The 26,577-nt window shown below is 43.0% G+C and carries 21 protein-coding genes and 1 riboswitch; of the genes, 3 read left to right on the top strand and 18 right to left on the bottom strand.

The features are described from left to right. Window positions 1-7: 7 nt before the first annotated feature. From C5Q96_RS00500 to C5Q96_RS00470, 7 genes are all read right to left on the bottom strand, one after another. On the bottom strand, window positions 8-364 hold the full coding sequence (locus C5Q96_RS00500; protein ID WP_106056180.1) for a hypothetical protein: 357 nt from the start codon (window positions 362-364) through the stop codon (window positions 8-10). Between the two features lie 112 nt (window positions 365-476). Further along, on the bottom strand, window positions 477-1,847 hold the full coding sequence (locus C5Q96_RS00495; protein ID WP_106056178.1) for a peptide MFS transporter: 1,371 nt from the start codon (window positions 1,845-1,847) through the stop codon (window positions 477-479). A 329-nt stretch (window positions 1,848-2,176) separates the two neighbouring features. Then, window positions 2,177-3,109: a transketolase family protein gene (locus C5Q96_RS00490; RefSeq protein ID WP_106056176.1), complete on the bottom strand. Its 933-nt coding sequence runs from the start codon at window positions 3,107-3,109 to the stop codon at window positions 2,177-2,179. Then, window positions 3,109-3,939: a transketolase gene (locus C5Q96_RS00485; protein WP_106056174.1), complete on the bottom strand. Its 831-nt coding sequence runs from the start codon at window positions 3,937-3,939 to the stop codon at window positions 3,109-3,111. Before C5Q96_RS00485 ends, C5Q96_RS00490 begins: the two co-directional genes overlap by 1 nt. Before the next feature lie 162 nt (window positions 3,940-4,101). Continuing rightward, complete coding sequence (gene mgtE, locus C5Q96_RS00480) at window positions 4,102-5,496, bottom strand: magnesium transporter (protein WP_106056172.1); 1,395 nt, start codon at window positions 5,494-5,496, stop codon at window positions 4,102-4,104. A gap of 75 nt (window positions 5,497-5,571) precedes the next feature. Further along, window positions 5,572-7,533: an NAD-dependent DNA ligase LigA gene (ligA, locus tag C5Q96_RS00475; RefSeq protein WP_106056170.1), complete on the bottom strand. Its 1,962-nt coding sequence runs from the start codon at window positions 7,531-7,533 to the stop codon at window positions 5,572-5,574. A gap of 69 nt (window positions 7,534-7,602) precedes the next feature. Beyond that, window positions 7,603-9,930, bottom strand: a complete 2,328-nt coding sequence (locus C5Q96_RS00470; protein WP_106056168.1) for an ATP-dependent helicase — start codon at window positions 9,928-9,930, stop codon at window positions 7,603-7,605. 242 nt (window positions 9,931-10,172) lie between these two features. Between C5Q96_RS00470 and gdhA the strand changes: the two genes are divergently transcribed. Beyond that, complete coding sequence (gene gdhA / locus C5Q96_RS00465) at window positions 10,173-11,519, top strand: NADP-specific glutamate dehydrogenase (protein ID WP_106056166.1); 1,347 nt, start codon at window positions 10,173-10,175, stop codon at window positions 11,517-11,519. A gap of 204 nt (window positions 11,520-11,723) precedes the next feature. On the opposite strand, the gene ahpC is transcribed toward gdhA, so the two are convergent. Next, window positions 11,724-12,287: an alkyl hydroperoxide reductase subunit C gene (ahpC, locus tag C5Q96_RS00460; protein ID WP_106056164.1), complete on the bottom strand. Its 564-nt coding sequence runs from the start codon at window positions 12,285-12,287 to the stop codon at window positions 11,724-11,726. Between the two features lie 577 nt (window positions 12,288-12,864). On the opposite strand from ahpC, the gene C5Q96_RS00455 reads away from it, so the two are divergent. Together C5Q96_RS00455 and C5Q96_RS00450 are read left to right on the top strand one after the other, a co-directional pair. Further along, window positions 12,865-13,926 carry an NAD(P)-dependent alcohol dehydrogenase gene (locus C5Q96_RS00455; RefSeq protein WP_106056162.1) on the top strand — a complete coding sequence of 354 codons (1,062 nt, stop codon included), beginning with the start codon at window positions 12,865-12,867 and terminating at the stop codon, window positions 13,924-13,926. 102 nt (window positions 13,927-14,028) lie between these two features. Next, window positions 14,029-14,970, top strand: a complete 942-nt coding sequence (locus tag C5Q96_RS00450; protein ID WP_106056160.1) for a GTP-binding protein — start codon at window positions 14,029-14,031, stop codon at window positions 14,968-14,970. Window positions 14,971-15,043: 73 nt separating this feature from the next. Here C5Q96_RS00450 and thiC read toward each other — a convergent pair whose 3' ends face one another. The 10 genes from thiC to tuf all read right to left on the bottom strand — a co-directional run bounded on the left by thiC (window position 15,044) and on the right by tuf (window position 26,527). Next, window positions 15,044-16,357, bottom strand: coding sequence for a phosphomethylpyrimidine synthase ThiC (gene thiC, locus C5Q96_RS00445; protein ID WP_106056158.1), 1,314 nt, complete (start codon window positions 16,355-16,357; stop codon window positions 15,044-15,046). A gap of 78 nt (window positions 16,358-16,435) precedes the next feature. Beyond that, window positions 16,436-17,383, bottom strand: coding sequence for a bifunctional hydroxymethylpyrimidine kinase/phosphomethylpyrimidine kinase (thiD, locus tag C5Q96_RS00440; protein WP_106056156.1), 948 nt, complete (start codon window positions 17,381-17,383; stop codon window positions 16,436-16,438). After that, entirely contained in the window at window positions 17,380-18,072 is a 693-nt protein-coding gene (gene thiE, locus C5Q96_RS00435; RefSeq protein ID WP_158696636.1) for a thiamine phosphate synthase, read from the bottom strand. Before thiE ends, thiD begins: the two co-directional genes overlap by 4 nt. 74 nt (window positions 18,073-18,146) lie before the next feature. Next, window positions 18,147-18,253: riboswitch (TPP riboswitch) on the bottom strand. Window positions 18,254-18,353: 100 nt separating this feature from the next. After that, window positions 18,354-20,240 (bottom strand): tRNA (guanosine(46)-N7)-methyltransferase TrmB, encoded by a 1,887-nt coding sequence (gene trmB / locus C5Q96_RS00430; protein WP_106056153.1) that lies wholly within the window; start codon window positions 20,238-20,240, stop codon window positions 18,354-18,356. Between the two features lie 22 nt (window positions 20,241-20,262). Continuing rightward, window positions 20,263-21,066 carry an energy-coupling factor transporter transmembrane component T family protein gene (locus C5Q96_RS00425; RefSeq protein ID WP_106056151.1) on the bottom strand — a complete coding sequence of 268 codons (804 nt, stop codon included), beginning with the start codon at window positions 21,064-21,066 and terminating at the stop codon, window positions 20,263-20,265. Window position 21,067: 1 nt separating this feature from the next. After that, window positions 21,068-21,928 (bottom strand): energy-coupling factor transporter ATPase, encoded by an 861-nt coding sequence (locus tag C5Q96_RS00420; protein WP_106056149.1) that lies wholly within the window; start codon window positions 21,926-21,928, stop codon window positions 21,068-21,070. Then, window positions 21,919-22,755, bottom strand: coding sequence for an energy-coupling factor transporter ATPase (locus C5Q96_RS00415; protein WP_106056147.1), 837 nt, complete (start codon window positions 22,753-22,755; stop codon window positions 21,919-21,921). Before C5Q96_RS00415 ends, C5Q96_RS00420 begins: the two co-directional genes overlap by 10 nt. Window positions 22,756-23,065: 310 nt before the next feature. Next, complete coding sequence (locus tag C5Q96_RS00410; protein ID WP_106056145.1) at window positions 23,066-24,052, bottom strand: ornithine cyclodeaminase family protein; 987 nt, start codon at window positions 24,050-24,052, stop codon at window positions 23,066-23,068. An 11-nt stretch (window positions 24,053-24,063) separates the two neighbouring features. Further along, window positions 24,064-25,155: an endonuclease/exonuclease/phosphatase family protein gene (locus C5Q96_RS00405; protein WP_106056143.1), complete on the bottom strand. Its 1,092-nt coding sequence runs from the start codon at window positions 25,153-25,155 to the stop codon at window positions 24,064-24,066. Window positions 25,156-25,333: 178 nt separating this feature from the next. Further along, window positions 25,334-26,527, bottom strand: a complete 1,194-nt coding sequence (gene tuf, locus C5Q96_RS00400; RefSeq protein WP_106056140.1) for an elongation factor Tu — start codon at window positions 26,525-26,527, stop codon at window positions 25,334-25,336. Window positions 26,528-26,577: the final 50 nt, after the last annotated feature.

Here is a 26,577-nt window from a genome sequence, read left to right as displayed (position 1 = left end):
CAATATATTATTTCCATTCGAATATGGATATCAACGCATATAGAGCTATTTCAATTCCAAATGCACATATGCCATGGACTCCATTACTTGCAAAGAAGAAGATGCTTGCTCCTACAACCATCGAGCTATTGATCACCCCGATATTAAATATCGAGCTTCCAGCGCCCCAGAACAGCGGTAGCTCATTCTTTATCTCCCAAAATTCTAACGCAAGTCCATAGATTAAGAAAAATACACCAAGTGTAATCTGAACCTTGTACGGAACCATAAAAGAATATGAAATATTCAAAACCATTCTGACTATCAACAGGAACATGCCGCATATTACAGTAAAAGCAATATTCTTTCCTCTCCTTAGTTCCATAACGCACCTGCTTTCGTAAATTCTATATTAGAGAGATGTGAAAAAGCGAAGGGCATGCCCTTCGCTTTAATTCTAATATATACGATTTAGACTGTAAATCAGTATTATATAATTATTCCTGTTCAGCCCAAGAATCAAGCTTACCGCTGAGGATCCATAGAACTACACCGAATACGATTACGATTCCACCGAGTAGACCGTAAGCAAAACCGAAGTTCTGTGTTAAAGTCCAAGCATAGATCTTAGGGTAGATGAACTGTGAAATAAATACAGCTACTGGCCATGTTCCTAGAAGAAGTCCTAGAAGCTTAGCAGGAGCTAGCTTGTTAATGAATGAGTTTCCGAGTGGTGAGAATACCATCTCTCCAACTGACATCATTATACAAACTAGACCAACCCATAGTACAGAAACCTGACCATGGTCTCCAGCGAGTTTGTCAGCGAATACCATTACGAAGTATGCAAGTCCTAGAAGTCCGCATCCTAGACCAGTCTTCTTGTACATGCTGAGGTCTCCCTGAGGTCTCTTAGCAAGCTTTAACCATACACCAGCGAGAACTGGTCCAAGAACTACACAAGTTAGAGCGTTTACAGAGTCAAACCAAGATGTAGGAATCTTGAAGTTACCAATTACCCAGTTAGCCTTGTTTAGATACTCAGCTCCGTCTCCGTAACCAAATCTGAAGTATGCTGGGAAGTAAGCGAGGTACCATAGCATCCAGAATACCATCGAGAATACGATTACGAGAAGTACAGCTGCAACTCTCTTCTTATCTCCTGCTGTTAGAGGAGCAGACTCTTCGCTCTCCTTCTTCTCAGCAGATACGAACTCTCTCTGGTCCTTCTTGAATGGTGACATACCAGCTTCACCGAGAGCCTTGCCTCCAACTACGAAGAACCAAATAGCATCGATGAATAGGAAGATACCTGTAATCAAGAATATCGTTCTGTAAGTTACGTGAACACCGAACATACCTGTTGTTGCAAGCGGAGCAATGAATGTTATTCCGATGAACGAACCGATGTTAACGAACGTGTACTGAATAGAGAATGCAGAGTCAAGCTGCTCAGCGCTGTTGAATAGCTGACCTGTGATTCCGGATAGGTTACCCTTGAAGAGTCCTGTACCAACAGCTACGAATACGAACATCACGTATACGAGAGTAAGTGATGTTGCCTTCCATGCAATCATGTAGCCAACACCCATCAGAAGCATACCGATAAGCACGCACCATCTAGGCTTAACCCAACGGTCAGCGATATATCCACCGAACATAGGTGTGATATATGTCCAAGCTACGAATCCTGCGGAAATAGCAGTAGCCTTAACCTGGCCCATGCCTAGACCACCACTTAGTACATCTGCAGCAACCCACATTGCCAAAATGTACTTTACTGTGTAGAACGAAAGTCTCTCAAATGTATAGCCCATGGAGCATACATAGAAGCCAAACGGTCTACCTTTCTTTACACCAGTTTCCATAAAAAACCTCCTAAAGTAATAAAAATATAATTGCAAGTAACGAATATATATTAGGTATTAATATAATACGTTTCGCCAATTGCTCTTGAACCCAATCCCCTCGAGTCCATATGTTATAAAACAATTCATACTATATCACTTATTCATCACATTGTAAATTGAGTTTGTACTAATTTCATATTATTTTGTTAAATTTTTACTAGCTAAAAACAAAATCCACTCTGAACCCTAGTATTTGCAAATGAAAAAGCAACCCTTGTGTGAAGAATAATTCACTAAAAGAGTTGCTATTTTTTTATAATTTTAAGTTCTTTTATTATTTTTAATCTTTACGCGATTACTTTCTTAACAGCTTTAACGATATCAGCCTTTGTAAGCCCATACTTTTCTCTGAGTTCAGCCGGCTTTCCAGATTCACCAAACGTATCCTTCTGTCCTACCATCTCAACTCTCACTGGTTTATTCTTAACCACGACCTCTGCCACCGCACTGCCGAGTCCGCCGATAACCGAGTGTTCTTCTGCGGTTACAATCGGACCATTCTCTCTAGCTGCGTTTATAATCGCCGTCTCATCAATTGGCTTAATAGTATGCATGTCGATTACACGAGCATAGACACCTTCATTTGCAAGCTCTTCAGCCGCTTCAAGCGCGTCTGCTACCATGATTCCAGTTGCGATGATTGTCACATCACTGCCTTCCCGAATTACATTCGCCTTCCCAATCTTGATGTCAGAACTCTCATCATAAATCACTGGCACTCCAGATCTGCCCAGTCTAACGTACGCAGGACCATCTGTATCAACCACTTCATTTAAAAGCTTCTTAGCACTTACAGCATCAGCGGGGTTTACAACGAGCATGCCCGGAATCTCCCTCATGAGCGCAATATCTTCGAAAGTCTGATGGCTCGCACCATCTTCTCCAACTGTAATACCTGCGTGAGTTGCGCACACCTTAACATTTGCATTTGTATATCCAATTGAATTTCTTATAATTTCATATGCCCTACCTGCAGCGAACATAGCGAATGTACTAGCACACACAACGTGCCCCGAAAGAGCAATTCCAGCTGCCTCAGCCATCAAATCCTGTTCAGCAATGCCGCAGTTTACGAATCTTTCAGGATAAGCCTTTGCAAACCCCTTAGTCTTTGTCGAACCTGACAGGTCTGCATCCATAACGATAAGATCCTCGCGTTCTCTGCCCTTTTCCACCAGGAATTCTCCGTATGCAGCCCTAGTTGCAATCTTATCTGCCATTAGTTGTCACCTCCAAGCTCTTCTATCGCAGCAGCTAGTTCCTCATCGCTTGGCGCCTTGCCATGCCAGCCAGCATTATCTTCCATGAACGATACGCCCTTGCCCTTGTGAGTATGAGCTATAATTGCAGTCGGTACACCTTCAGAGCTCTTTGCTTCCTTAAATGCCGTAGTCAGTTCTTCAAAATTATGACCATCTACGTTTATCACGTTCCACCCAAAGCTCCTAAATTTCTCGTCCACCGGGCACACGCACTTTACATCGCTTACCTTGCCATCAATCTGAAGTCCGTTCAGATCAACGATTGCAACTAAGTTGTCGAGTTTCCTATGAGCTGCTTGCATCGCAGCCTCCCACACGATTCCCTCTTGAAGTTCTCCGTCACCAGTGAGCACATATACTCTGCCAGGATTTTTATCAATTTTGCCTGCGACAGCCATTCCTACTGCTGCGGAAAATCCCTGTCCGAGCGAACCGGTTGACATCTCAATCCCAGGAACTTTACGCATATTAGGGTGTCCTTGGAATTTGCTGCCCACCTGTCTGAGCGTCATCATTTCGTTTACTTCGTAAAAACCTCTCTCCCCGAGTGCTGCATAAAGCGCAGGAACCGCATGACCCTTGGATAACACAAATTTATCTCTATCTGCCATCTTCGGATTCTTTGGGTCGATATTTAGCTCACCAAAATATAGCGTTGCAAGAATATCAGCAGAAGATAATGAACCTCCCGGATGACCTGACTTTGCGGCATGAATTGCCTTTAGAGCATTGATTCTGATTTTGCGCGCTTTTTCAGCGAGCTCAGCATAGTTGTTAGTATTCACCATATCCTCCTACAATGAAATTTTGAAAACTAATTGTGTTATTTGTGTTGATATTTAAATAGAAATATCTTGAAGCTTTTTATATATTATTTGTTATTGATAATTTAATTGTTGTAGTCGTCGTTGAAATTGTCTTCCCAGTATGTAAGGCAGTCGCTTTCATCTCTAGATTTTAAGCACCAGCCTTGCCATCGTAAAATACGTGCCGAGCGCAACCATGTCGGTAAGTGAAGCCATCATCGGGCCAGCAATAAGAGCCGGGTCAATGCCGATTTTCTTAGCAATCATAGGCAGGAGAGCACCGATGCATTTTGCGATGATAACGATTAATACCATCGACAGGCACACCGTAAGCGCTACCAAAGAGCCGTTATGGTCAAATGCCACTATCCTCATGTAGTTCAAGATGCTGACACATATACCGACTATAATTCCTATGCGAAATTCCTTCCATAGAACTCTAAGAACATCCGATAACTCGAGGTCTCCTGTAGCCATACCTGTGATAATTACTGTAGACGACTGAGTTCCTGAGTTACCACCAGTGCCCATTAGCATCGGCATATAAGCTACTAGCGCGATTACTGCGGAGAGCGATTTTTCAAAACTAGCAATCATGCCTCCAGTAAATACATAAGATACCATGAGCACTAGTAGCCATGGCAGTCTAGCCTTGACGTGCATCAGGACGGGTGTATCGAGGTAGTCCTTGTCTGTGTTATCGATGACACCTCCCATACGCTCCATATCCTCGGTGTTCTCTTCTTCGATTACGTCGAGGATATCGTCGAAAGTGATGATTCCGACCAATCTGTCTTCATTATCAACTACCGGTATCGCGATAAAACCGTATTTCTTAAAAAGTTCAGAAGTCTCTTCCTGGTCATCATCGACGTGTGCGAAGATGATGTCTTCTTTCATAATATCGGAGACCTTAGTATTCTCATCTGCAAGAACCAAGCTCCTGAGCGATACGACACCTACGAGTTTACGCCCACCGTCGAGCACGTAGCATGAGTAAATCGTCTCGGAGTTCATTCCCACATCGCGGATATGATCCAGCGCCTCACGCCTCGTCATATTTTTACGCAGATTTATATAGTCCGGCGTCATCAGCGAACCGGCACTGTATTCCTTGTACTTCAGGAAAGTGTTTATCTGTCTTCGCTCATTCTTAGGAGTTTTGTCTAAAATCTTGTCAACGATATTGGCCGGCAGCTCGTCAAGCACGTCGATCATATCGTCGAAATCCAGCTCTTCAATTATGTATTTAATCTCGGGATCAGTGATAATATTGATGATTTCAACCTGATCATCAACGTCAAAGTGTGCGAATACCTCAACAGAAGCACCCTTTGGAAGCGTGCGAAACAGTATGATAGCTGTCTGCATGCTATACTTTCGCATCACTTCTTCAAGTAGCTCAGCAATATCTACTGCGTTGAATTTTAACAGTTCATCCCTACAACGGAAATATTTCTTCTCTTCGAGGAGTTCGAATATCTTTTCTTTGCTTTCTTCAAAAGCCTGTTCCTGGTCAATCAAGTTTGTATTTTCCATTGGCCTTCCTCCTCACTTTAAAATTTAGTACTGCGAATATTTATTATATATCGAAATAGACTTTTCGATAACCCCCTAATATCCGAGCATCGTACGAATTTCGTCTTCTGTTATGATTTTTACACCGAGTTCCGCTGCTGCCTTGTTCTTAGACGAACCTGATTCAGGATTGTTGGTCACGAGATAGCTGGTGTTTTTACTAACGCTTCCTGCAACCTTACCTCCCTGTGCCTCGATTTCCTTCTTAAGTTCAGTGCGGCTCTTATAATGTTCAAGGCTGCCAGTTATTACAAAGATTTCACCCGACAAAGCTTCCCCGGCCTTCTCATAGCTCTCATCTATGTCGAGTTCGCTCACTAAATCCAAAACGACAGACTTGTTGTGTTCATCTGCAAAAAAAGCCTCATAGTCTCTAGCCATAACTTCTCCGATGCCACTTACGGATATAAGTTCATCGTAAGTGAGCGAAGAAATTTTAGCCCATTTATTCTCATACGCTCTCGCAATCTGAGCTGCAGTAGTAACACCAACTCCAGGTATACCAAGTGCAACAAGAATCCTAGCTGGGACTGTATGGCGAGACTTCTCTATCGATGATGATAATTTATCATATGACTTTTTACCGAAACCATCTAATTCTACGATTTCATCCCTATGATTCTCTAGTCGGAATATATCAGCGAAAGACTTGATATAACCGAGTCCTATGAACTTTAGCAAGGTCTGTTCAGATAGTCCCTCGATATTAAGCGCATCCCTCGATACGAATAGAGAAAATCTCTTCACCTGCTTAGCCAGGCAATTTGGATTGGTGCATGTAAGTACCTTTGTGCCGGTCATCAGTTTTATCTCTGTAGTACCATCGCATACCGGACAATGGCTAGGAAGCTCAATATTCCCACTCTTAGTAAGGTTATCACCAATCTGCGGTATTATCATATTCGCCTTGTATACGGTGATAGTATCACCGATGCCTAGCTTTAGGGTTTCCATTATATTAAGATTATGAACCGATGCTCTCTTAACTGTGGTTCCTTCGAGTTCTACCGGGTCAAATATAGCAATTGGATTTAGCAGCCCAGTTCTCGATGGGCTCCATTCGATTTCACGGAGAATTGTCTCCGCTTGCTGATCTGCCCACTTGAAAGCCAGAGAATCACGCGGAAATTTCGCGGTCGTTCCAAGTGTAGCCGCATATTCTAAATCCTCTAATGTCAGCACGAGGCCATCAGACGGGATCTCAAAGCTATGCACTCTCTCTGCATAATTGTCTATCGCTTCGAAAATACTCTTATTATCTACTTTCACGTATTCAACCACGTCGAAGCCTTGCTCCGCCATCCACTTCATTTGGTTTGATCTAAGGCCTTCATAATCAACTCCATCTGCTTCGCTGAGCGTGAAAGCATAGAACCTAACATTTCTCTCAGCGGTAATTTTGCTATTTAGCTGCCTTACGCTTCCGCTGCATAGGTTTCTCGGATTCTTATACTTCGCATCTGCATCGTCGATTGCCTCATTGATTCTATCGAATTCCTCATAGGTAATAACCGCCTCGCCACGGATTACAGCATGCCCTTTGTAAGGAATGTGCTTCGGTACATTGACAAATACACGTGCATTAGGCGTGATAACCTCTCCGATATCCCCATTTCCACGTGTCACGGCCTTGACTAGCTCTCCTCCCTCATATGTGAGCACAACGGTTAAACCGTCGAGCTTCCATGATAAGAGTCCTTCATGATCCCCAAGCCAAGCCGCGAGTTCCTCACGGCTCTTAGTCTTATCAAGGCTAAGCATACGGCTTCTGTGCCTTTCCTTAGGGAGCTCCGACTGAACTGTGTAGCCGACATTCTTAGTCGGACTATTCAGAGGAGTATACCCCGTCTTCTTCTCAAGCGATTCAAGCTCATCGTACAGCGCATCGTATTCGTAATTGCTCATAATCTCACTAGCCTCGTCATAGTACGCTGCCGAAGCCTTGTTAAGAGTTTCTATTAACTCCTCTATCCTTCTCTTCTTGTCATCAAGATTCATAATATCCCCTATTTACTTCTCTTACTGTTAGTGAATTCGTTCCTGTAAATCCCCTTACCTATGTAGTCACTACTCGACTTTAGTTAGCTTGACGAAGCCCTTGCCAAGCTTTTTAATCCCAACGGAATCAAAGGCAATAGTCAGCGTTTTAGCATCCTGGTCTATGAGCAGACCTTCTCCGAACTTCGGATGGCGAATCCTGTCTCCTGCCTCAAAGCCTTCGTTGCTTATACCCTTGGAAGCCTGTTTCTTAGCGAATTTAAGTGCATCAAATGGTTTAGAGAAGCTGGCATCATAGCCATCCGCACTACCTTCATATCTACCCTTGAATTCTCTCATTCCGAGTATTCCGCCGTCTCCGCAGATTCCGCCTGCATTAGCCGACCTCTCTGCTACTGTCGGATCACCATCTAGGAGATCTGTGTCCATCTCTCTCATGAATTCCGATTCAATCGTGAAGTCCGTCCTACCGTAGAGCATCCTAGTCTGCGCACCTGTTAGGTAAAGCTTTCTCATAGCTCTTGTAATTCCAACGTAACAGAGCCTGCGCTCCTCCTCCATCTTGCTTGGATCATCCATAGATGCTGACCCTGGGAACAAACCGTTTTCCATACCCGGCATGAAAACCACTGGAAATTCAAGTCCCTTAGAGCTATGTAGCGTCATCATCACAACCGCATCTTCGCTCTCATCTCTATTATCTATGTCCGACAGCAGTGCGATTCTCTCGAGGAATGACTGGAGCAAGGTGGGTTCTTTTACATCAAATCCATCTTCTCTTAGCCTATCTCTCTCCTCTCTGAACTCGTCTTCTTCATCTGTCAGCACTGAGCCTGCTGCTTTTTCCTCGAATTCTACTATCACCGAGCGCAGCTCCAGGATGTTCTCTATCCTCGCATCTGCTTCTACTGTATTTTCTGCTTCGAGTGCTGTCAGATAACCTGAGCGTCTAATCAGATTGTCATATATATCTGAAAGCTCCATGTTATCCTGTTCAGCTCCTAGTTCATCGAGCATCGTAACTAAATCTTCTACTGCAGCTCTCGATTTCCTTGACAGCGAACCCAGAACCTCCTGCTCCTTGAGTGCTTCAAATATGCTTAGTTTGTATGCCTTGGCATATGAAACTATTCCGCCTAGGCTCTTCGGTCCTAGTCCCCGCTTAGGCTCGTTTATTATCCTCGCCATAGCCACGTCATCGCTAGGGTTTTCGACGAGGTGCATGTATGACATCACATCTTTGATTTCCTTGCGGTCGTAAAATCTAGTGCCACCTAAAACCCTGTACGGGATGCCTCTAAATGAAAACTTTTCTTCGAACGGTCTAGACTGTGCATTCTTTCGATACAAGATAGCCATATCGTTAAACGGAACACCTTCTTCATCATGCAAACGCTGGATTTCACCGCCTACATACCAAGCCTCTCGCTGTTCATCCTCGAGTCTACGGTACGTTATCTTATTGCCTTCATTCCTATCTGTCCAAAGCTCTTTCGCCTTACGGTTTCTATTGTTAGCAATTACAGAGTTAGCTAAATCTAGTATGTTGGCATCGGACCTGTAGTTCTGCTCTAGTTTGATGACCTTGGTTTCAGGAAAATCCTTCTCGAAGTCGAGAATATTCCTAATATCTGCACCTCTCCATTGATAGATACATTGGTCGTCATCGCCGACCACGCATAGATTATGGCTCTTCTCCGCCAAAGCATGTATGAGTTTGTACTGAAGATAATTTGTATCCTGATACTCGTCTACCATTATATATTTAAATCTCTCTTGGTAATATGAAAGAACCTCGCTGCTCGCTTCAAACAGCTTGACAGCATTCCAGAGGAGGTCATCAAAATCCATAGCGTTATTCTGCTGTAGATCTTCCATGTATCTCGCGTATACCTTTGCGACCGTCTCGGCTTTGAAATTCATAGAGTTGTTCTCTATATAATCGTCGGGATCTTCCTCAGCCTCCTTACAAGAGCTTATTACACTCCCAAGGTACGAAACTGGATAAATCTTTTCATCAATCTTAAGGTCTTTGACGATTCTTTTGAGAAGAGCCTTCTTGTCTGACTCGTCGTATATCGAAAATCCGTTTTTAAATCCAAGAACGTCCCCGTGATTTCTGAGTATACGAACACACATGGCGTGAAATGTCATCACCCACATGCCTCGAGTACCTCCAGTCAGCGACTCAATCCTATCCTTCATCTCCCCGGCAGCTTTATTTGTAAATGTAACAGCCAAGATATTATAAGGGCTCACTCCCTTTTCTAGCATGTATGCTATACGGTGAGTCATCATAGTGGTCTTCCCGCTTCCAGCACCTGCTAAAATCAGCAGTGGTCCCTCCATATGCTTTACCGCTTCTTGTTGCTCTTTATTAAGTCTGCTCAGATCCATTTTTCTCAACTTTCTTCCATAAAATAATTACTTTTAATTTTATCATAGTGCCCTGCATTAATCTAATATTAAAAATCTGTCAAACTATTGAATAATCGTCGTTCCAACTTTATTTATAGTGCATCGCTGTATATTGTATACACGTTGACAGCGTATTATCAGAGTGCTAAAATTCAACTATATGGTGCAGAGGCACCAGAATTTATACATTTTTATATTGTATTTTTTGTAAGGAGTTTAAAATGGCTAATATTTCACAAAAGTACATCGACATCGCTAAGAAGAACTATCCAAACGAGCCTGAGTTCCTTCAGACTGTAGAAGAAGTTCTACTATCAATCGAGCCAGTTCTTGAAGCTCATCCTGAGTATGAGAAGGCTGGTCTTGTAAAGAGACTTATCGAGCCTGAAAGAATGATTTCGTTCAGAGTTCCTTGGGTTGATGATAATGGTGAAGTTCAGGTTAACAGAGGATACAGAGTGCAGTTCAACAGCGCTCTAGGACCATATAAGGGTGGTCTAAGATTCCAGGCTAACGTATACCCAGGAATCCTTAAGTTCCTCGGATTTGAGCAGATTTTCAAGAATTCCCTAACAGGACTTCCAATCGGAGGTGGTAAGGGTGGTTCTGACTTCGATCCAGCTGGAAAGTCGGATGCAGAAGTTATGAGATTCTGCCAGAGCTTCGTAACAGAGCTCTACAAGCACATCGGACCTAACACTGACGTACCTGCTGGAGACATGGGTGTAGGCGGCAGAGAAATCGGTTTCATGATGGGTCAGTACAAGAGAATGACTAACCAGTACGACGGAACATGGACTGGTAAGGGAACTACAAACGGCGGACTAAACGGAAGAACAGAAGCTACTGGTTTCGGTATCGTATTCTTCGCTAGAGAGGTCCTCAACCACTTCGGTGATTCCCTTGAAGGAAAGACTGCAGTTGTTTCCGGATTCGGTAACGTATCTTGGGGAACAATCACTAAGCTAGTTGAACTAGGTGCAAAGCCAATCACAATTTCTGGACCAGACGGATACATCCTCGACGAGGAAGGAATCACAACACCAGAGAAGATCAACACACTTCTTGAGCTACGTAACTCTGGAAAGAACGTTTGCGCACCTTACGTAGAGAAGTTCCCTAACGCTAAGTTTATCCCTGGAAAGAGACCTTGGGAAGTTAAGGCTGATCTATACCTACCTTGCGCTATGCAGAACGACATCACTATGGATTGGGCTAAGGAAATGGTTGCTAACGGAGCTAGATACCTCATCGAGGGAGCTAACATGCCTACAACAAACGAGGCTGTTCAGTACCTCATGGAGAATGGTTGCGTAGTTGCTCCTTCCAAGGCTGCTAATGCTGGTGGAGTTGCTTGCTCTTGCCTCGAGATGGCACAGAACGCTGAGCACCTCATCTGGAACAAGGAGAGAGTATACGCTGAGCTAGAGAACATCATGGTTCACATCTTCAAGATCACAGAGGAAGCTTGTGCTAAGTACAACCTCGGTGAAAACCTCGTAGCTGGCGCTAACATCGCTGGATTCGAGAGAGTTGCAGAAGCTATGATGATGCAGGGCATTGTATAAGCTCTGATACTCGGAGATATAACACCAAACAATTAATGGGGGATGCATTAGCATCCCCCATTTTTTTCGTTATGATTTGCTACTTATGTGGTCTATATATGATCTATAGGTGCTTTAGCTATCTCTTAATCACTCTAGTTATCACTTATCCACTCTAGCTGATTCTTAGTCAACCTAGTTGCCCTTTAGTTGCTCTAGCTATATCTATAGAGCCCCTACTAGATCAATCCCAGGCTTCAGTGTTGCTGCACCCGGAGTCCATCTAGCCGGGCACACCTGATCACCATGCTCAGCTACGAACTGGCTAGCTTGAAGCTTTCTAAGCAGCTCTTCTGCATTTCTTCCAACATTTCCTGCATTAACTTCATATACCACAATCTTCCCCTCAGGATTTACTATGAAGCTTCCTCTTTCCGCAATGCCTTGATCTTCAATCAGAACTTCAAAGTCCCTTGCGAGCGCCTGTGTAGGGTCAGCGAGCATCGGATAAGTAATCTTGCCAATACTCTCCGAATTATCGTGCCATGCCTTGTGCACAAAGTGAGTATCGCAAGATACTGAATATACCTCGCATCCAGCTTTCTGAAACTCTGCATACTTCATCTGAAGATCCTCGAGCTCCGTTGGGCACACGAAAGTAAAATCAGCTGGGTAGAAAAAGAAAACGCTCCACTTTCCTAATATATCCGCTTTAGTAATAGTTTTAAACTCATCATTCACATAAGCCTGAGCTGAAAAATCCGCTACTTCTTTATTAATTAAAGACATACCAATATCCTCCTTTATATAGTTAGCTATATCTAACCTTTGCATTTATCAAAAGGCAGGCTGTGAATTACATACCTGCCCGTAAATGCAGAAATATTTTCAAGAGAGTTAGTCCCCTCTTACTCGTAATATAACCTTTGATATAGTGAATGTCAATCCCTTTTTTCGATTATGCAATTATATATCACGCTATCAATATTCATCATTCATTTTGCATAGCTCATACATCTATATCTACCTATTAGTCCCAAATTTCACTCCACCTGCTCATTTTTAATTGATGATTTTAACGATTAAAGTTTTATATAATATTGATAGATAATTATCAATATTGAGATTTAAATATATTTTATAACCTATGTACTCATTTGCATATAAGACTTATCGCCTTCTGTCGCTCTTTACAACCCTTAAAATTCCAATATTTTTAGATTTTGTTTACAATATAATCTTGTTGCTTTCTTTTCAAATTCATGTCAATATATTAACAAAGAGCAGGTGTTCTCACTTTCTCGCAGAAGGCTTGCATACAAAACACTTAATGACATTAAAAAAAATCAAAAATGGAGGTAACACAATGAAAGGCTTTGCAATGCTAGAAATTGGTAAGACTGGCTGGATTGAAAAGGAGCGTCCAAAATGTGGACCACTTGATGCTATTATCAGGCCACTAGCTTTATCCCCTTGCACTTCTGATATTCACACCGTATGGGAAGGCGCACTCGGAGACAGACACAACATGATTCTAGGTCACGAAGGCTGTGGAGTTGTCGAAGAAGTTGGTGAGCTCGTCAAAGATTTTAAGGTTGGGGACCGTGTAATGGTTGCTGCTATAACTCCTGATTGGTCTTCCCTAGAAGCTCAGGGCGGATACCCTATGCACTCCGGCGGAATGCTATCAGGCTGGAAGTTCTCAAATTTCAAAGACGGTGTATTCGGTGAGTACTTCCATGTTAATGATGCAGACGGCAACCTCGCACATATGCCAGAGGCTGTTTCGCCAGAAGAAGCTTGTATGCTATCCGACATGGTTCCTACTGGATTCCACGGTGTCGAGCTTGCAGATATTCAGTTTGGAGACACTGTGCTAGTTAACGGAATTGGACCTGTTGGTCTGATGAGTGTTGCAGGCGCAAACCTAAGGGGTGCTTCAAGAATCATCTGCGTAGGAACAAGACCTGCTTGCAGGGAAGCTGCTAAGAAGTATGGTGCAACTGATTTTATCAGCTATAAGGAAGGATCAATCGATGAGCAGGTTCTTGAACTAACTGGAGGCAAGGGAGTAGATAAGGCTATCGTTGCTGGTGGCGGAGTTGAATCCTTCGATCCTATCATCAAAGCTCTTAAGCCAGGTGGAAAGATTGGTAACGTAAACTACCTGGGTTCTGGCACCTACGTAACAATTCCTCGTGTTGAGTGGGGATGCGGAATGGGTCACAAGATGATCACAGGTGGACTAATGCCTGGTGGTAGACTAAGACTCGAGAAGCTCGCTAGCCTAATCGAAGTTGGCAAGCTCGATGTTAGACACCTAATCACACACAGATTTGATGGTTTTGAACACGTTGAGGATGCGCTTATGCTCATGAAGGATAAGCCTGCTGACCTGATCAAGCCAGTTGTTAATATCGGCAAATAGAGCTGAATTCCCCGGCCCTGATGGATGTCTTAGGGCATTTCCCCTGCGGCCGGGGGTTTAATTTATTCGAAACGGAAACTATTGCGAAAAGGATTGCATTTTATGAAGGTACTGATTATTTCCGGCTTTCTAGGTGCTGGAAAGACCACGTTTATCAAGGCGATGTCGGATATATTAAATCGAGATTTCGTAATCCTCGAGAATGAATATGCGTCTCTTAATGTTGATGAAGATATTCTAAAGGAAGAATCGGGACTTAGTGTATGGGAGCTCACTGAAAAATGTATATGCTGCACTGGAAAGACCGATTTTGCTTTGAACATACTTACAATTGCGAATTCTATCGCACTAGAGTATCTCATCGTTGAACCCACTGGCGTCGGATATCTTTCTAATGTAATAAACAATATTTCGCAGATTGAATATGAGCAGATTGAAATGCTGGCACCGATTACTATTATCGATCCAAATTGTTTTTTCAAGCACATCGACGAATACCCTGAGCTACTTACCGACCAGATAAAGTGTGCAGATACTATCATCTTATCAAAATGCGATAAGTCGGTCGATATTGATGTAGAGGCCGTTGTTTCTAAGGTAAAAGCTATTAACGCTGATGCAAATATTATCAGTAAGCACTACAGCAGTCTGCCACACGCCTCCTGGGAGGAGTTTCTGCTTCGAAAGAGAGATGGCAGCATTGAGATTCCTAAAATTCAGGAAGAAACTGAGTTCGAAAGTATCAGTGTTCCAAACGCAGAGTTTCCTTCTATTGGCGATATTGTATTCTTCCTAGAGGATTTGATCAGAAAGAGATACGGGAATATCATTCGTGCCAAAGGCACTATGGGTGTTTCGGACGCCTTGATTAGATTCGATGTCTCCGATGGTAACTATGCTATTTCTCAGGCGGACCCAGAGTCAAAGCGAGGTTGTGTGTTTATCGGCGATGATATCAAGGCTGGTGATTTAAGAATTAAATTGCTACCTATTAGCTTTGCAAGACCTGGCTTTGGTAAACTGAGAAAAGCAGCCACCAAATAAAAGAAGTGAGCATTTAAGCTCACTTCTTTTATATTTATGACTATTTAGGATGTAATTTATATAGTGCTTGGTCTTATAGGATGTCTATTACCTCGCCTGAAAGCGCTTTATTCATACTTCTAACCGCACAGAATTTTCCGCACATACTGCAAGTATCGGAATGGTCTTCCTCTGGCATTCTTGACTCTCTTATTGCTTTTGCCGTCTCTGGATCAAGCGCCTCGAGCCACTGTGCATCCCAGTCGAGCGCCCTTCTAGCCTTCGCCATTCTATCGTCCTGGTCACGGGCTCCAGGAATCCCCTTGGCAATATCTGCAGCATGAGCAGCTATTTTACTAGCGATGATACCGTCATGAACGTCATCTACATTTGGCAGTGCAAGGTGTTCTGCCGGTGTAACGTAGCATAGGAACGCAGCGCCAGACCAGGCAGCAATAGCACCACCTATAGCAGCGGTGATATGGTCATATCCTGGTGCAATATCTGTAACGAGAGGTCCGAGCACATAAAATGGCGCACCCTTACACAAAGTTTCTTGAACCTTCATGTTCGCCTCAATCTGGTCCATTGGCACATGTCCTGGACCTTCAATCATAACTTGTACGTCCCTAGCCCACGCTCTATCTGTCAGCTCACCAAGTCTAATCAATTCCTCAATCTGACAGTTATCCGTTGCATCAGCTAGGCATCCCGGTCTACATGCATCCCCAAGGCTTATCGTTACATCGTGTTCACGGCAGATTTCTACGATTTCATCGAAGTACTCATAGAATGGATTTTCTTCACCCGTCATGGTCATCCATGCAAATACAAGGCTTCCTCCTCTGCTGACTATATTCATCTCTCGAGTACCGTTCTTAATCTGCTCAATCGTCTTGCGTGTTATTCCGCAGTGCAGGGTTACAAAATCCACACCATCTTCAGCATGCATCCTGATGACATCTAGGAAATCCTGTGCAGTGAGAGTATTTAAATCTCTCTGATAATGGATTACAGAATCGTATACCGGAACTGTTCCGATCATCGCTGGACACTCGGTGCAGAGCTTCCTTCTAAATGGCTGCGTGTCACCATGACTTGATAAATCCATGATTGATTCTGCACCGAGCTCAACCGCCCTCATAACCTTCTTCATTTCAATATTGTAGTCCTTGCAGTCCCTGCTTATGCCGAGGTTTACGTTAACCTTCGTCCTTAGCATTCCTCCAACACCATTTGGATCGATTGATGTGTGATGTATATTTGCCGGTATAACCATCTTGCCCTCTGCAAGCAGTGGTAGCAGTTCATCTACTGAGCGATTTTCTTTTGCCGCAACAATTTCAAGCTCTGGTGTAGCTATTCCCATTCTTGCTGCTTCTATTTGTGTCGAATAAGTCCTTGTCATTTCTTCCTCTTTTCCGCCTTTTTCAGGCCATTAATAACAATTGTAAATTGCCCTTTCCCATTTCCCTTTAAATTTCTTTCATTGTCTCACGAGCGCTCCGTGATCTATCGAGCCATTACCCGTTCCTATGCGCATATCACTCTTAAGAGCTGTTGTCACGTATTCCTTGCCTATTTCAATAGCTGCTTCAAGCGTGTGCCCTTTCGCCATATTTGCTGCTATTGAGCTGGATAGTGCACATCCCGTCCCATGTGAACTTGTTGTCTCTACCCTGTCGCCTATGAACTCAGTAGTGCATCCCATCATGTTCTCATCACTAGCAGTCCACAGATAATCCGTAGCACTACTGCCTTCAGCATGACCGCCTTTGATGAGTACACTGCAGCCACACCTCTGACCTATGAAACATGCTAGCTCGGGCGCTGATAGATTTGCTGCTTTACCATAAATCTCTGTTTGAGATTGAGGTTTAGACTGAGGTTGAGACTGAATTTTAATTCGAGATATATCTTTAGATTGTACTTGAGCTTGATATTGCATCTGCCCATCATCTTCCAACTTAAGGTTTTGACATCCTATAATCTCGCATATTCTCTTAGCTTCCGGCAGGTTAGGTGTCACGAGCGTCGATAACGGAAAGAGCTTTTCTATCATGGATTTCATCACTTCTTCGCTCGCAAATGCTGCTCCGCTTGTCGGGGCAATTACGGGGTCAACGATTACATTTTCAAGGCTATGCCGCTTAATTAGACCCACTATTACATCGACCTGCTCGGCCGAAACAATCATGCCAATCTTTGTAGCTTCCGGTTTTATATCGGATATAACCTCATCAATCTGTCTATATAAGAATTCAGTAGGCACTGGCATAACATCAGATACGCCCAAGGTGTTTTGCACCGTAAGGCCGGTGACTACCCCCATCCCGTAGCAGCCCTCTGCAAATATAGTCTTGATATCTCCCTGAATGCCCGCTCCGCCGCTTGGATCACTGCCAGCGATCGATAGAACAGTCGGAATTTTCATATCCCCGACCTCAACTTTTCGTGCTGCAGCTTATCAGCCATGTTTCTTAAATCCTCTGCGCTTTTCTTGATATCCTGCGTGCCGAACAGAGCCGAAATAACTGCGACCCCCGCAAGATGACGACCTGCTAGTGTACCGATATTATCGATATCGATGCCGCCGATTGCGACAACGGGGATTTTTACCGACGACGTAATCAGGTTGTATACATCAAGGCTAGGTAGCTTAATTGCATCACCCTTTGAATTAGAACCAAAAGCAGCTCCTACACCTACGTAATCAGCACCTTCGTCTTCTGCAGCGAGAGCCTCCTCGAGATTGTGTGCAGTTGCACCGATAATCTTTTCCTCTCCAAGAAGCTTCCTTGCCTCAGCTATTGACCCGTCGCTCAGACCTAAGTGGACACCACTTGCATCTGACACTTTACAGATTTCTATATCATCGTTGATTATCAGTGGAACTCCTGCTTCGTCGCAGATAGGCTTAATCTCGGAAATCATCTTGAGTATCTGTTCTTTATCTAAATGCTTCTCTCTAACCTGCATACACGTCATACCGCCATCAATCGCTTGCATGGTGGCTTCTCTATATGTAATCCCTTGCAGAGTTTCACCTCCGAGTATTCCATATAGTCTCAGCTTTTCGTGCAAGGATGATTTCTTTAATACTTGTTTAACCATTTTTTTCATAGTTTTAACTCCTAATGTAACGCTATGACCATTCGTGCAATAAAAAATGTGTAACACCCTAGCTTGGGTATTACACATGTAATTCAGCACTCTCCCTACGTTGGCATTATCCAAATCAGGTTCAGAGTCGTAATGTATTTCACCATTACCTCTCAGCGATACCGCTCCCCTTGCTCGTTGTATTCTCTTGTTCACCTAATAATTATATATCAGCGGTGTATGCATTTCAATACATTAGTAACCGAATATTATTATATTCACTAACAATCCACACTTTATGGCTATAAGCTCTGAAGTGCGTCCTTGATAATTGCAGGTAGCTTTCTACACTTAGCCTCAGATATTGATGCAATTGACACTCTCACGCCCTTGTCCATCGGTACGCAGTACACATCACTCTCCTCAAGCTTTGCACTTAATGCATCTGGATTTTCGCATGGAATAGATACGAAAAAGCCTGCTCTAAACGGTACTATTTTGAGATTAACTTTCTTAGCTTCCTCTTCAAAAGCTCTTCCGCGCGCCAGCAGCATATCACGGAATTCCTTGCGTTCTTCGTCTACCTTCGCCAGCAGTTCTTTATCACTGTAAATCTTTGCGACTACTTCCTGTGGTCCACGAGGCGAGTTTGACCATGTGGATCTGCTTGAATACGAGCATACCTTTACGAACTCATCTGCGATTTCTTCACTATCAGCTAGACAAATCAGTGCCGCACATCTAAACCCGTAGAAGGTGAACGTCTTTGAAGTGCTGTATGCAAGTAGTGGCAGCACATTGCTTTTAAGCTTTTCAAGCTCTGGAATAAACTCTCTAACCTTCTTCTCATCCCCAGCAAAATCGATATATGCTATGTCTACAACTAATGCTACTACCTTGTCATCTGGCACCCTGTTAAGAATCTCAATTATACTCTTCCATTCTTCAAGAGAAAGTGAATATCCCGTAGGGTTATTCGCAGGAGTATTGAGAATCAGAACTAATCTATCCTGTATACGTAGCAGCTTGTTCACCTTATATTCGAAATCAGCTAGATTAAATTTACCATCCTCATCGAACATTTCAAAAGTCTCAAAACCACGTCCCTGCTCTGCCGCAATGTTTTTATAGTTAGGCCAGCACCAGTTATGAGTCAAAATCTTATCTCCTGGGCAAGAATAATTCGCAATGGCATTTGTAAGCGAGCCTGTACCTCCTGGCGTTGAAACTATCCCTATATGTCTAGATGTTTCATAACCACCTAGTGCTGCCTGTATTGCCGCCGCCTTAAACCCTGGAGTTCCTGCAATTGGAGCATATTCAGCGTACTGTGATGGTTCAAGGCTCTTCACCGCTTCATCTACAGAAGATAGCACGATTAACCCCCCATCATCATCTAACAAAGCTCCGATTGTTGCATTCGCAACATTTTCGTGTCCTTTCTCCTTTATAGCTGCTTTCGCTCTGCCACTAATTCCAAATACCTTATCTTGCTTCGGAATCTCTCTGCCATTTAGTGCTGCTAAACCCATCTTTTCACCTTTCCTTCGTATGCGTCCGATCTCCATCATCTTAATATTGAACCCCTTATCGCTAAACTTCTCCTCATACTCAGTCATGATATTGTCCTCATTATAAGGCGAAGCATGCAAATCCCTAGTGAATTCTCGAATCCTTAAATCCGATGCAATTACTTCATTTATCGAGTAGTTGAATAAATCCGTGTTGTCAGTCTTGAACCTAACAACTCCGTCTTCTTTAAGTACATCGAAATACTGTTTGAGTTTCCCTCTGTACGTAAGCCTCTTCTTCGCTGAATAATTCTTGGGAAGCGGATCACTGAAATTAAGATAAATTCCGTCAAGTTCGCTATCTATAAACCATTCGTGCAGGTTCTCGATAAACTCTGGAATGAACACGACATTAGTCAGTCCAAGCTCATGCACTTTTTCCATGGCGCGGAGAAGTACACTCTTGTGACCTTCTACAGCGATGAAGAAATTTTCTGGTTCACGGGAAGCTAACTGGGAGATAAACCTACCTTTGCCGCAGCCAACCTCCATATAAATTCCTTTGCTTTCACCTGCACGCTCTGCCCATTTTCCGCGTATCTCTGCTGGATTATATACCAATATATCTTCGAATCTAGCGTATTTCTCTTCCAGATTTTTTACTTTTCTCTGTCTCATATATTCTCCTGTTTTATATAGATTATATGGTTAAAAACCTGCTGGCAACAAGCACCCCGAGGAATATTATCAGCATCAGTGCCGCCACTACATCACGCTTCTCAAATCTAGTCTCATTAAGTTTCGTCCTGCCGTTACCACCTCGGTAGCACCTTGCCTCCATAGCTAGCGCAAGGTCTCCCGCAATCCTAAACGAACTCACGAAAAGTGGCACTATTATCGGAATCATGCTCTTAGCTCTCTGTATTATATTCCCAGATTCAAAGTCCGCACCTCTTGATTGCTGCGCCTTCATGATTTTATCCGCCTCATCCATTAATACAGGGATGAATCTGAGCGCAATTGTCATCATCAGCGCGATCTCATGTGCAGGAAGACCAAGTCTAGAGAACGGACTGAGGAGCTTCTCAATACCATCTGTTAATTCAGTCGGTTTCGTGCAAAATGTCAGGAGCGAAGTGCCTATAATCAGCAGCACCAGTCTTATGCCCATAAATGCAGCCCTATATAGACCTTCATAGGTAATCTTCAGGAATTTCCACTGCCACAGTATGGTTCCATCCATCATAAATATGTTAAGAATCATAGTGAATGCAATGATTAACACTATCGCCTTAAGCCCCCGTACCATGTACGAGAACGGAACACGCGACAGCTTAATTACTATTCCAACTGCAACCGCCGCAATTGCAAATCCCCAAAGCTTATTTACCAGAAAGAGCCCCACGAGATACGCAAATACACCGAGCACCTTAGTGCGCGCCTCCAGCCTATGAATCGGAGATTCCACCGGATAATACTGACCAAGTGTTATATCTTTAATCATACTACCTTTGCCTCTCCTTTAACTGCTCCGCGATGTACTTAGCAGCTTCTCTCTCTTCAAAAATGGGCTCGAACTCAAGACCCAGCTTCTCAGACACTTCATATAGAATCTCTGTCACTGGCGGTACACTAAGACCCATGCTCTTTAGCTCACTAGCCCTTGCAAATACTTCTTTAGGGCTTCCGTTCATCACCAGTTTTCCGCCATTCATAACGATGATACGGTCAGAGAGTTCGGCTATATCTTTCATGTTATGTGAGACGAATACCACAATTAAGTTTCTTTCCTGTCTAAGCCTCTTAATCACTTCAAGCATATCACGCTTGGATGCGGGGTCGAGCCCAGCCGTTGGTTCATCTAGTATAAGAACCTTTGGCTTCATCGCTAGTACACCAGAGATGGCAACTCTACGTTTCTGCCCACCGGATAGCTCAAATGGCGATTTCTCAGCCACAGCATTGTAGTCGAGTCCGAGCAATTCGATAGACTCCCTTACTATGCCAGGAATCTCATCTTCGGGCACGCCGAGGTTTCTCGGTCCAAAAGCCACGTCTTTTGCAACGGTCTCCTCAAAGAGCTGATACTCAGGATACTGAAATACAAGCCCTACATTTTTACTTATATCAACCTTCTTGACTGAACCGTCTCCGATATTCATATCAGAGACAATTATTTCTCCCGAATGAGGCTTCAGCAATCCGTTCATATGCTGAAGGAGCGTCGATTTTCCAGAGCCGGTATGTCCAATTATGCCTATGCATTCTCCACCGGCAACTTCAAACGAAACATCATCCAGCGCTACTGTCTCCCCAGGAAGTCCTTTTGAATATATATGTGTTAGATGTCTTGCAATTATCGACATAAAGCGTCCACCAAATCGTCCTTATTTATAACCTCATGCGACAGACTAATTCCATTCTCAATGAGTTCATTTCTCAGTAAGACAGCAGCTGGAATCTCGAGTCCTGCCGACTCAATTAGATTCGTATCGGCAAATACATCTTCCGGCACACTGTCAGCGAGGAGCTTTCCAGACTTCATGACTAGCACGCGATCTGCTTCTGCTACCTCTTCCATAAAATGTGTAATTAATATAATCGTAATCCCCTGATCATTTAGTTCTCTAATTACCTTCATAACCTGACTTCGCCCTTTGGGATCGAGCATTGCAGTAGGCTCATCGAAAACTATGCAATCCGGTCTCATAGCTACCGCTCCAGCAATTGCAATTCGCTGCTTCTGTCCTCCAGAGAGTTTATGAGCTTCACGATTTCGGTATTCGTACATGCCCACTGATTTCAGTGCATTATCTACTCTTTTTCGGAGCTCTGGATTCTCGATCCCTATGTTTTCAGGACCGAATGCCACTTCATCTTCAACCATGGAGGATACAATCTGATTATCAGGATTCTGAAACACCATGCCTATTTTCTTTCTAATGTCCCAAATTAAATCATCATCATTAGTATCCATCCCATCGACAAGAATCTCGCCTTCAGTCGGTAATAGCAGCCCGTTAAGGCATCTTGCAAGCGTGGATTTACCGGAACCATTAGATCCAGCAATAGAGATGTATTCGCCACGCTTAATTTCAATAGAAACATGATCAATTGCAGGGCATAGATTATCATCGCCCTGCTCCTTAGAGTATCTATAAACTAAGTCTTTTACTTCGATAAAATTAGCCATAATACCTCCAAGTTTTAATTATATATTAGTGCCAAAAGTATGGCAACGAAATGAGCAAATTGTCAGCAAATAAATAAGCCGAAGGCTACGCCTTCGGCTTTGTTCGCAATGGCTACAACGAACGTTTTCAGATGTATCAAGAAATCCCCTATTCCTGATACTTAAAATCTGTATTTCAACCCTTTTCACTTATTGACAAGATGATTATAGTAGACTGTATTTCAATTGTCAACAATTCATTTGTACATTTTCACAAACTTAATGTGTACCACCGCTTTGTTATTGTAATATTTACTATTTTATTTATAAATTATCCCCATTGGTATCCAATTTTTCTATTTTTTGCTTTTTCATAGATTAGCTTTGCAATTACAAGATCAAGTATTCCAAGCCCTACATTCTTAAATATAATGATCTCATCATCAGACTCTCTGCCGCTTATCTCCCCAAGCGCATACTCTCCTATATCTCCCGTGAGTCCCTCTAATGAAACTAATCCTTCCCTAAGAGGGATTTGTATATCTGCTGACTCAGCAATACAAGCATCCTTAGAGTCGAAGTATATCTTATCCGCTAGCTTAAAGAGCTTTGGATCAATCTCATTCATCTCAGCTGTATACGACCCCACGCCGCTCACCACAGCTCCCTTCTTTACTCTATTTGCATCGAATACTGGCTCCGTAGAAACAGTCACTACTACTATGACATCGGCACCATCTACAGCTTCGTTTGCATCATCGTATGCAATCAGCTTAGCGCCGCTGTCTTTGAATCTCTCAGACATCTCTTCAGCGAACTTCTCCGTCTTGGCAAAGTCTCTAGCTACAATTCTAACCTCATCTAGATTACATGCCGCCAGCATAGCTTCAAGCTGGCAGTCCGCCTGGCCACCAGTTCCAATAAGACAGCCAATCTTTGCATCATTCCTTGCAAATAATTTAAAAGCTGCGCCTGACGCTGCTCCTGTGCGGAACTTAGTGATAAAGCTACCATCCATCAGAGCTAATACTTCCCCGTTCTTGTCATCCATGAGTAGAACCTGCCCAATAGTTGTTGCTTCACCACGCTCTCTATTACCCGGAAATATGTTTACGATTTTAATGCCCGCCGCTCCAAGCTTTGAGCTATAAGCTGGCATAAACGCAAAGTTACCTCTTCCTTCATCAGCAGCGATAACTTGACGAAGCGGTACAACTGCGTTCCCACTAGAAAAAATCTTATATGCCTCGATATTTGAATCTATAGCATCGTTCATATCGAAAACTTTTCTTATGTCTTGTTCATTAAGTAGTAACATTGTGTCCTCCTTTATTTTAGCTTTATCTCGGCAACTACTGGATTATGATCGCTATTTTTAAAACCAAGATCCACCGTTTTGCAATAACTCATCTCTATGTTAGATGAATAAATCATTCCATCAATTACATAGTACTGGAACTTTAATTTGTTCGCACCTTTTAGCGGTTTATCCAAGGATCTGCATGTAGGCGTGGTACTATCCATAACGAAGTTTAACGAGGAATCATACTCACTAATATCTATTATACCTGGTTTCCATAATCCTTTTTGCACCTTATATTCGTTTGTATCCACATTATTAAACGTCTGATTGAAGTCACCCGCAGCGATTACGTAATTACCTTTCGCAGCTTCCTGCTTAAGTATCCTGTTCAATGCTCGAGTCTGTGCCTTTTTGCCTGCACCTTTGTCATATGCTTCTAAATGCAGATTAATATATACAAGTTCCTTGCCGGTTCCCTTGACCTTAGTTCTGGATATAAGTAGGCAGCGTTTGAGGTTTACCGTTCTTACTGGCCAAGTAAACGAAACAGGCAAACTCACACGCTTTGCAGAATTAGCTTTAAGTCTTGAAATAGTCATTATGCCGCTATCCATTTTGCCAAGAGGCGGTATCGGGTATGGCACAAAAGCCGCTTTATAATTCCTCGCATAGTAGTATTCGCTTCCATCCATGGCTTTCCCAAGCTTTTCAACTTGGTTGATGTAATATGAGCGTCTTGAATCCTTATCCACTTCCTGAATCATGGTTATATCCGGAGATTGTTTGCGTATCTCGCCAGAAATTGATTTAATATTTTTCTTAACGCGATTTTTACTAGAAGTTAAAACATGATTGCCTCCGTCCATAAAGAAGTCTGCATTGTCGCCTAGAGCTCCATATCCTATATTCCAAGACATCATCTTGATTGAATCGCCTTTTTTTACTCCTTTAGACGAATTCCCATAAATTCTTATTCTTTCAACCTTATCAGGCTTATATTCAGTTAAAGATATAAATGCTATAAGTCCTGCAAAGGCAATAGCTATAATCAATACGATTATAAAAATTGCCTTAAAAAATCTTTTCATCGGCGATCTTTTCATAGGTCTACTATGCATTTTAAAGTTCTCCTTAGCTCGATCTATATTGAAGGTTCAAATTCTCCCATAGCATTTTATAACAATAAATCGTTTATATAATAGAATACCACATGTTATATGTATTTGAACACATAAAAACAGGGGCACATGCGCCCCTGTTTCTTAGTATTATAGTGGTCTACCTCGTAATCTATGATTACTCGATGATCTCTGTAACTACTCCGGATCCTACTGTTCTTCCACCTTCTCTGATAGCGAAACGTAGTCCCTCTTCGATAGCTACTGGTGTAATCAGTTCGATCTCCATTACTACGTTATCTCCAGGCATGCACATCTCTGTACCCTCTGGTAGCTTTAGATCTCCTGTTACGTCTGTTGTTCTTAGGTAGAACTGTGGTCTGTATCCATTGAAGAATGGTGTGTGTCTTCCACCCTCTTCCTTCTTTAGTACGTATACCTGTCCCTTGAACTTTGTGTGTGGGTGAATTGAGCCTGGCTTCGAGAGTACCTGTCCTCTTTCGATTTCGTCTCTCTGAATTCCTCTTAGTAGTGCTCCGATGTTGTCTCCTGTTTCTGCTGCGTCAAGAGTCTTCTTGAACATCTCTACTCCAGTTACAACTACCTTTCTCTTCTCGTCGCTTAGTCCTACGAGCTCTACTTCGTCTCCTACCTTGAGTGTTCCTCTCTCAACTCTTCCTGTTGCTACTGTTCCACGTCCTGTGATTGAGAATACGTCCTCGATTGGCATTAGGAATGGCTGATCGTTTGCTCTCTGTGGCTCTGGAATGTATGTGTCTACTGCTTCCATTAGCTCACAAATCTTATCTCCCCACTCACCGCTTGGATCCTCTAGTGCCTTTAGTGCAGATCCTCTGATGATTGGTGTGTCATCTCCTGGGAACTCATACTCGTCTAGTAGCTCTCTTACTTCCATCTCTACTAGGTCTAGTAGCTCCTCGTCATCTACCATATCGCACTTGTTCAGGAATACGATGATGTATGGTACGCCTACCTGTCTAGATAGCAGGATGTGCTCTCTTGTCTGAGGCATTGGTCCATCTGTTGCTGCTACTACTAGAATAGCTCCGTCCATCTGAGCTGCTCCTGTAATCATGTTCTTTACATAGTCAGCGTGTCCTGGGCAGTCTACGTGTGCGTAGTGTCTGTTTGGTGTCTCATACTCTACGTGTGCTGAGGAAATCGTGATTCCTCTTGCCTTCTCTTCTGGTGCCTTGTCGATCTGGTCGAATGCTACGTCTGCTCCGAGTCCATATCTGTTGTGAAGAGTCTTTGTGATTGCTGCTGTTAGAGTTGTCTTGCCGTGGTCAACGTGGCCGATTGTACCGATGTTGATATGTGGCTTGGTTCTCTCATACTTCTGCTTTGCCATGATAATTTCTCCTATTTAGAATTATTTGAAATAATTTTCTGTAAAATTTG

This window comes from Mogibacterium diversum (assembly GCF_002998925.1).
In the GTDB taxonomy this organism is placed as follows: Bacteria; Bacillota; Clostridia; order Peptostreptococcales; family Anaerovoracaceae; genus Mogibacterium; species Mogibacterium diversum.
The sequence above is the reverse complement of the archived record's forward strand: the minus strand, read 5'-3'. Positions and strand labels throughout refer to the sequence as shown.

What these genes read in the sequence shown, in the direction of transcription:
- C5Q96_RS00500 (WP_106056180.1), bottom strand. Translation starts at nt 364, where the DNA reads ATGGAACTAAGGAGAGGAAAGAATATTGCTTTTACTGTAATATGCGGC.
- C5Q96_RS00495 (WP_106056178.1), bottom strand. Translation starts at nt 1,847, where the DNA reads ATGGAAACTGGTGTAAAGAAAGGTAGACCGTTTGGCTTCTATGTATGC.
- C5Q96_RS00490 (WP_106056176.1), bottom strand. Translation starts at nt 3,109, where the DNA reads ATGGCAGATAAGATTGCAACTAGGGCTGCATACGGAGAATTCCTGGTG.
- C5Q96_RS00485 (WP_106056174.1), bottom strand. Translation starts at nt 3,939, where the DNA reads ATGGTGAATACTAACAACTATGCTGAGCTCGCTGAAAAAGCGCGCAAA.
- mgtE (WP_106056172.1), bottom strand. Translation starts at nt 5,496, where the DNA reads ATGGAAAATACAAACTTGATTGACCAGGAACAGGCTTTTGAAGAAAGC.
- ligA (WP_106056170.1), bottom strand. Translation starts at nt 7,533, where the DNA reads ATGAATCTTGATGACAAGAAGAGAAGGATAGAGGAGTTAATAGAAACT.
- C5Q96_RS00470 (WP_106056168.1), bottom strand. Translation starts at nt 9,930, where the DNA reads ATGGATCTGAGCAGACTTAATAAAGAGCAACAAGAAGCGGTAAAGCAT.
- gdhA (WP_106056166.1), top strand. Translation starts at nt 10,173, where the DNA reads ATGGCTAATATTTCACAAAAGTACATCGACATCGCTAAGAAGAACTAT.
- ahpC (WP_106056164.1), bottom strand. Translation starts at nt 12,287, where the DNA reads ATGTCTTTAATTAATAAAGAAGTAGCGGATTTTTCAGCTCAGGCTTAT.
- C5Q96_RS00455 (WP_106056162.1), top strand. Translation starts at nt 12,865, where the DNA reads ATGAAAGGCTTTGCAATGCTAGAAATTGGTAAGACTGGCTGGATTGAA.
- C5Q96_RS00450 (WP_106056160.1), top strand. Translation starts at nt 14,029, where the DNA reads ATGAAGGTACTGATTATTTCCGGCTTTCTAGGTGCTGGAAAGACCACG.
- thiC (WP_106056158.1), bottom strand. Translation starts at nt 16,357, where the DNA reads ATGACAAGGACTTATTCGACACAAATAGAAGCAGCAAGAATGGGAATA.
- thiD (WP_106056156.1), bottom strand. Translation starts at nt 17,383, where the DNA reads ATGAAAATTCCGACTGTTCTATCGATCGCTGGCAGTGATCCAAGCGGC.
- thiE (WP_158696636.1), bottom strand. Translation starts at nt 18,072, where the DNA reads ATGAAAAAAATGGTTAAACAAGTATTAAAGAAATCATCCTTGCACGAA.
- trmB (WP_106056153.1), bottom strand. Translation starts at nt 20,240, where the DNA reads ATGAGACAGAGAAAAGTAAAAAATCTGGAAGAGAAATACGCTAGATTC.
- C5Q96_RS00425 (WP_106056151.1), bottom strand. Translation starts at nt 21,066, where the DNA reads ATGATTAAAGATATAACACTTGGTCAGTATTATCCGGTGGAATCTCCG.
- C5Q96_RS00420 (WP_106056149.1), bottom strand. Translation starts at nt 21,928, where the DNA reads ATGTCGATAATTGCAAGACATCTAACACATATATATTCAAAAGGACTT.
- C5Q96_RS00415 (WP_106056147.1), bottom strand. Translation starts at nt 22,755, where the DNA reads ATGGCTAATTTTATCGAAGTAAAAGACTTAGTTTATAGATACTCTAAG.
- C5Q96_RS00410 (WP_106056145.1), bottom strand. Translation starts at nt 24,052, where the DNA reads ATGTTACTACTTAATGAACAAGACATAAGAAAAGTTTTCGATATGAAC.
- C5Q96_RS00405 (WP_106056143.1), bottom strand. Translation starts at nt 25,155, where the DNA reads ATGCATAGTAGACCTATGAAAAGATCGCCGATGAAAAGATTTTTTAAG.
- tuf (WP_106056140.1), bottom strand. Translation starts at nt 26,527, where the DNA reads ATGGCAAAGCAGAAGTATGAGAGAACCAAGCCACATATCAACATCGGT.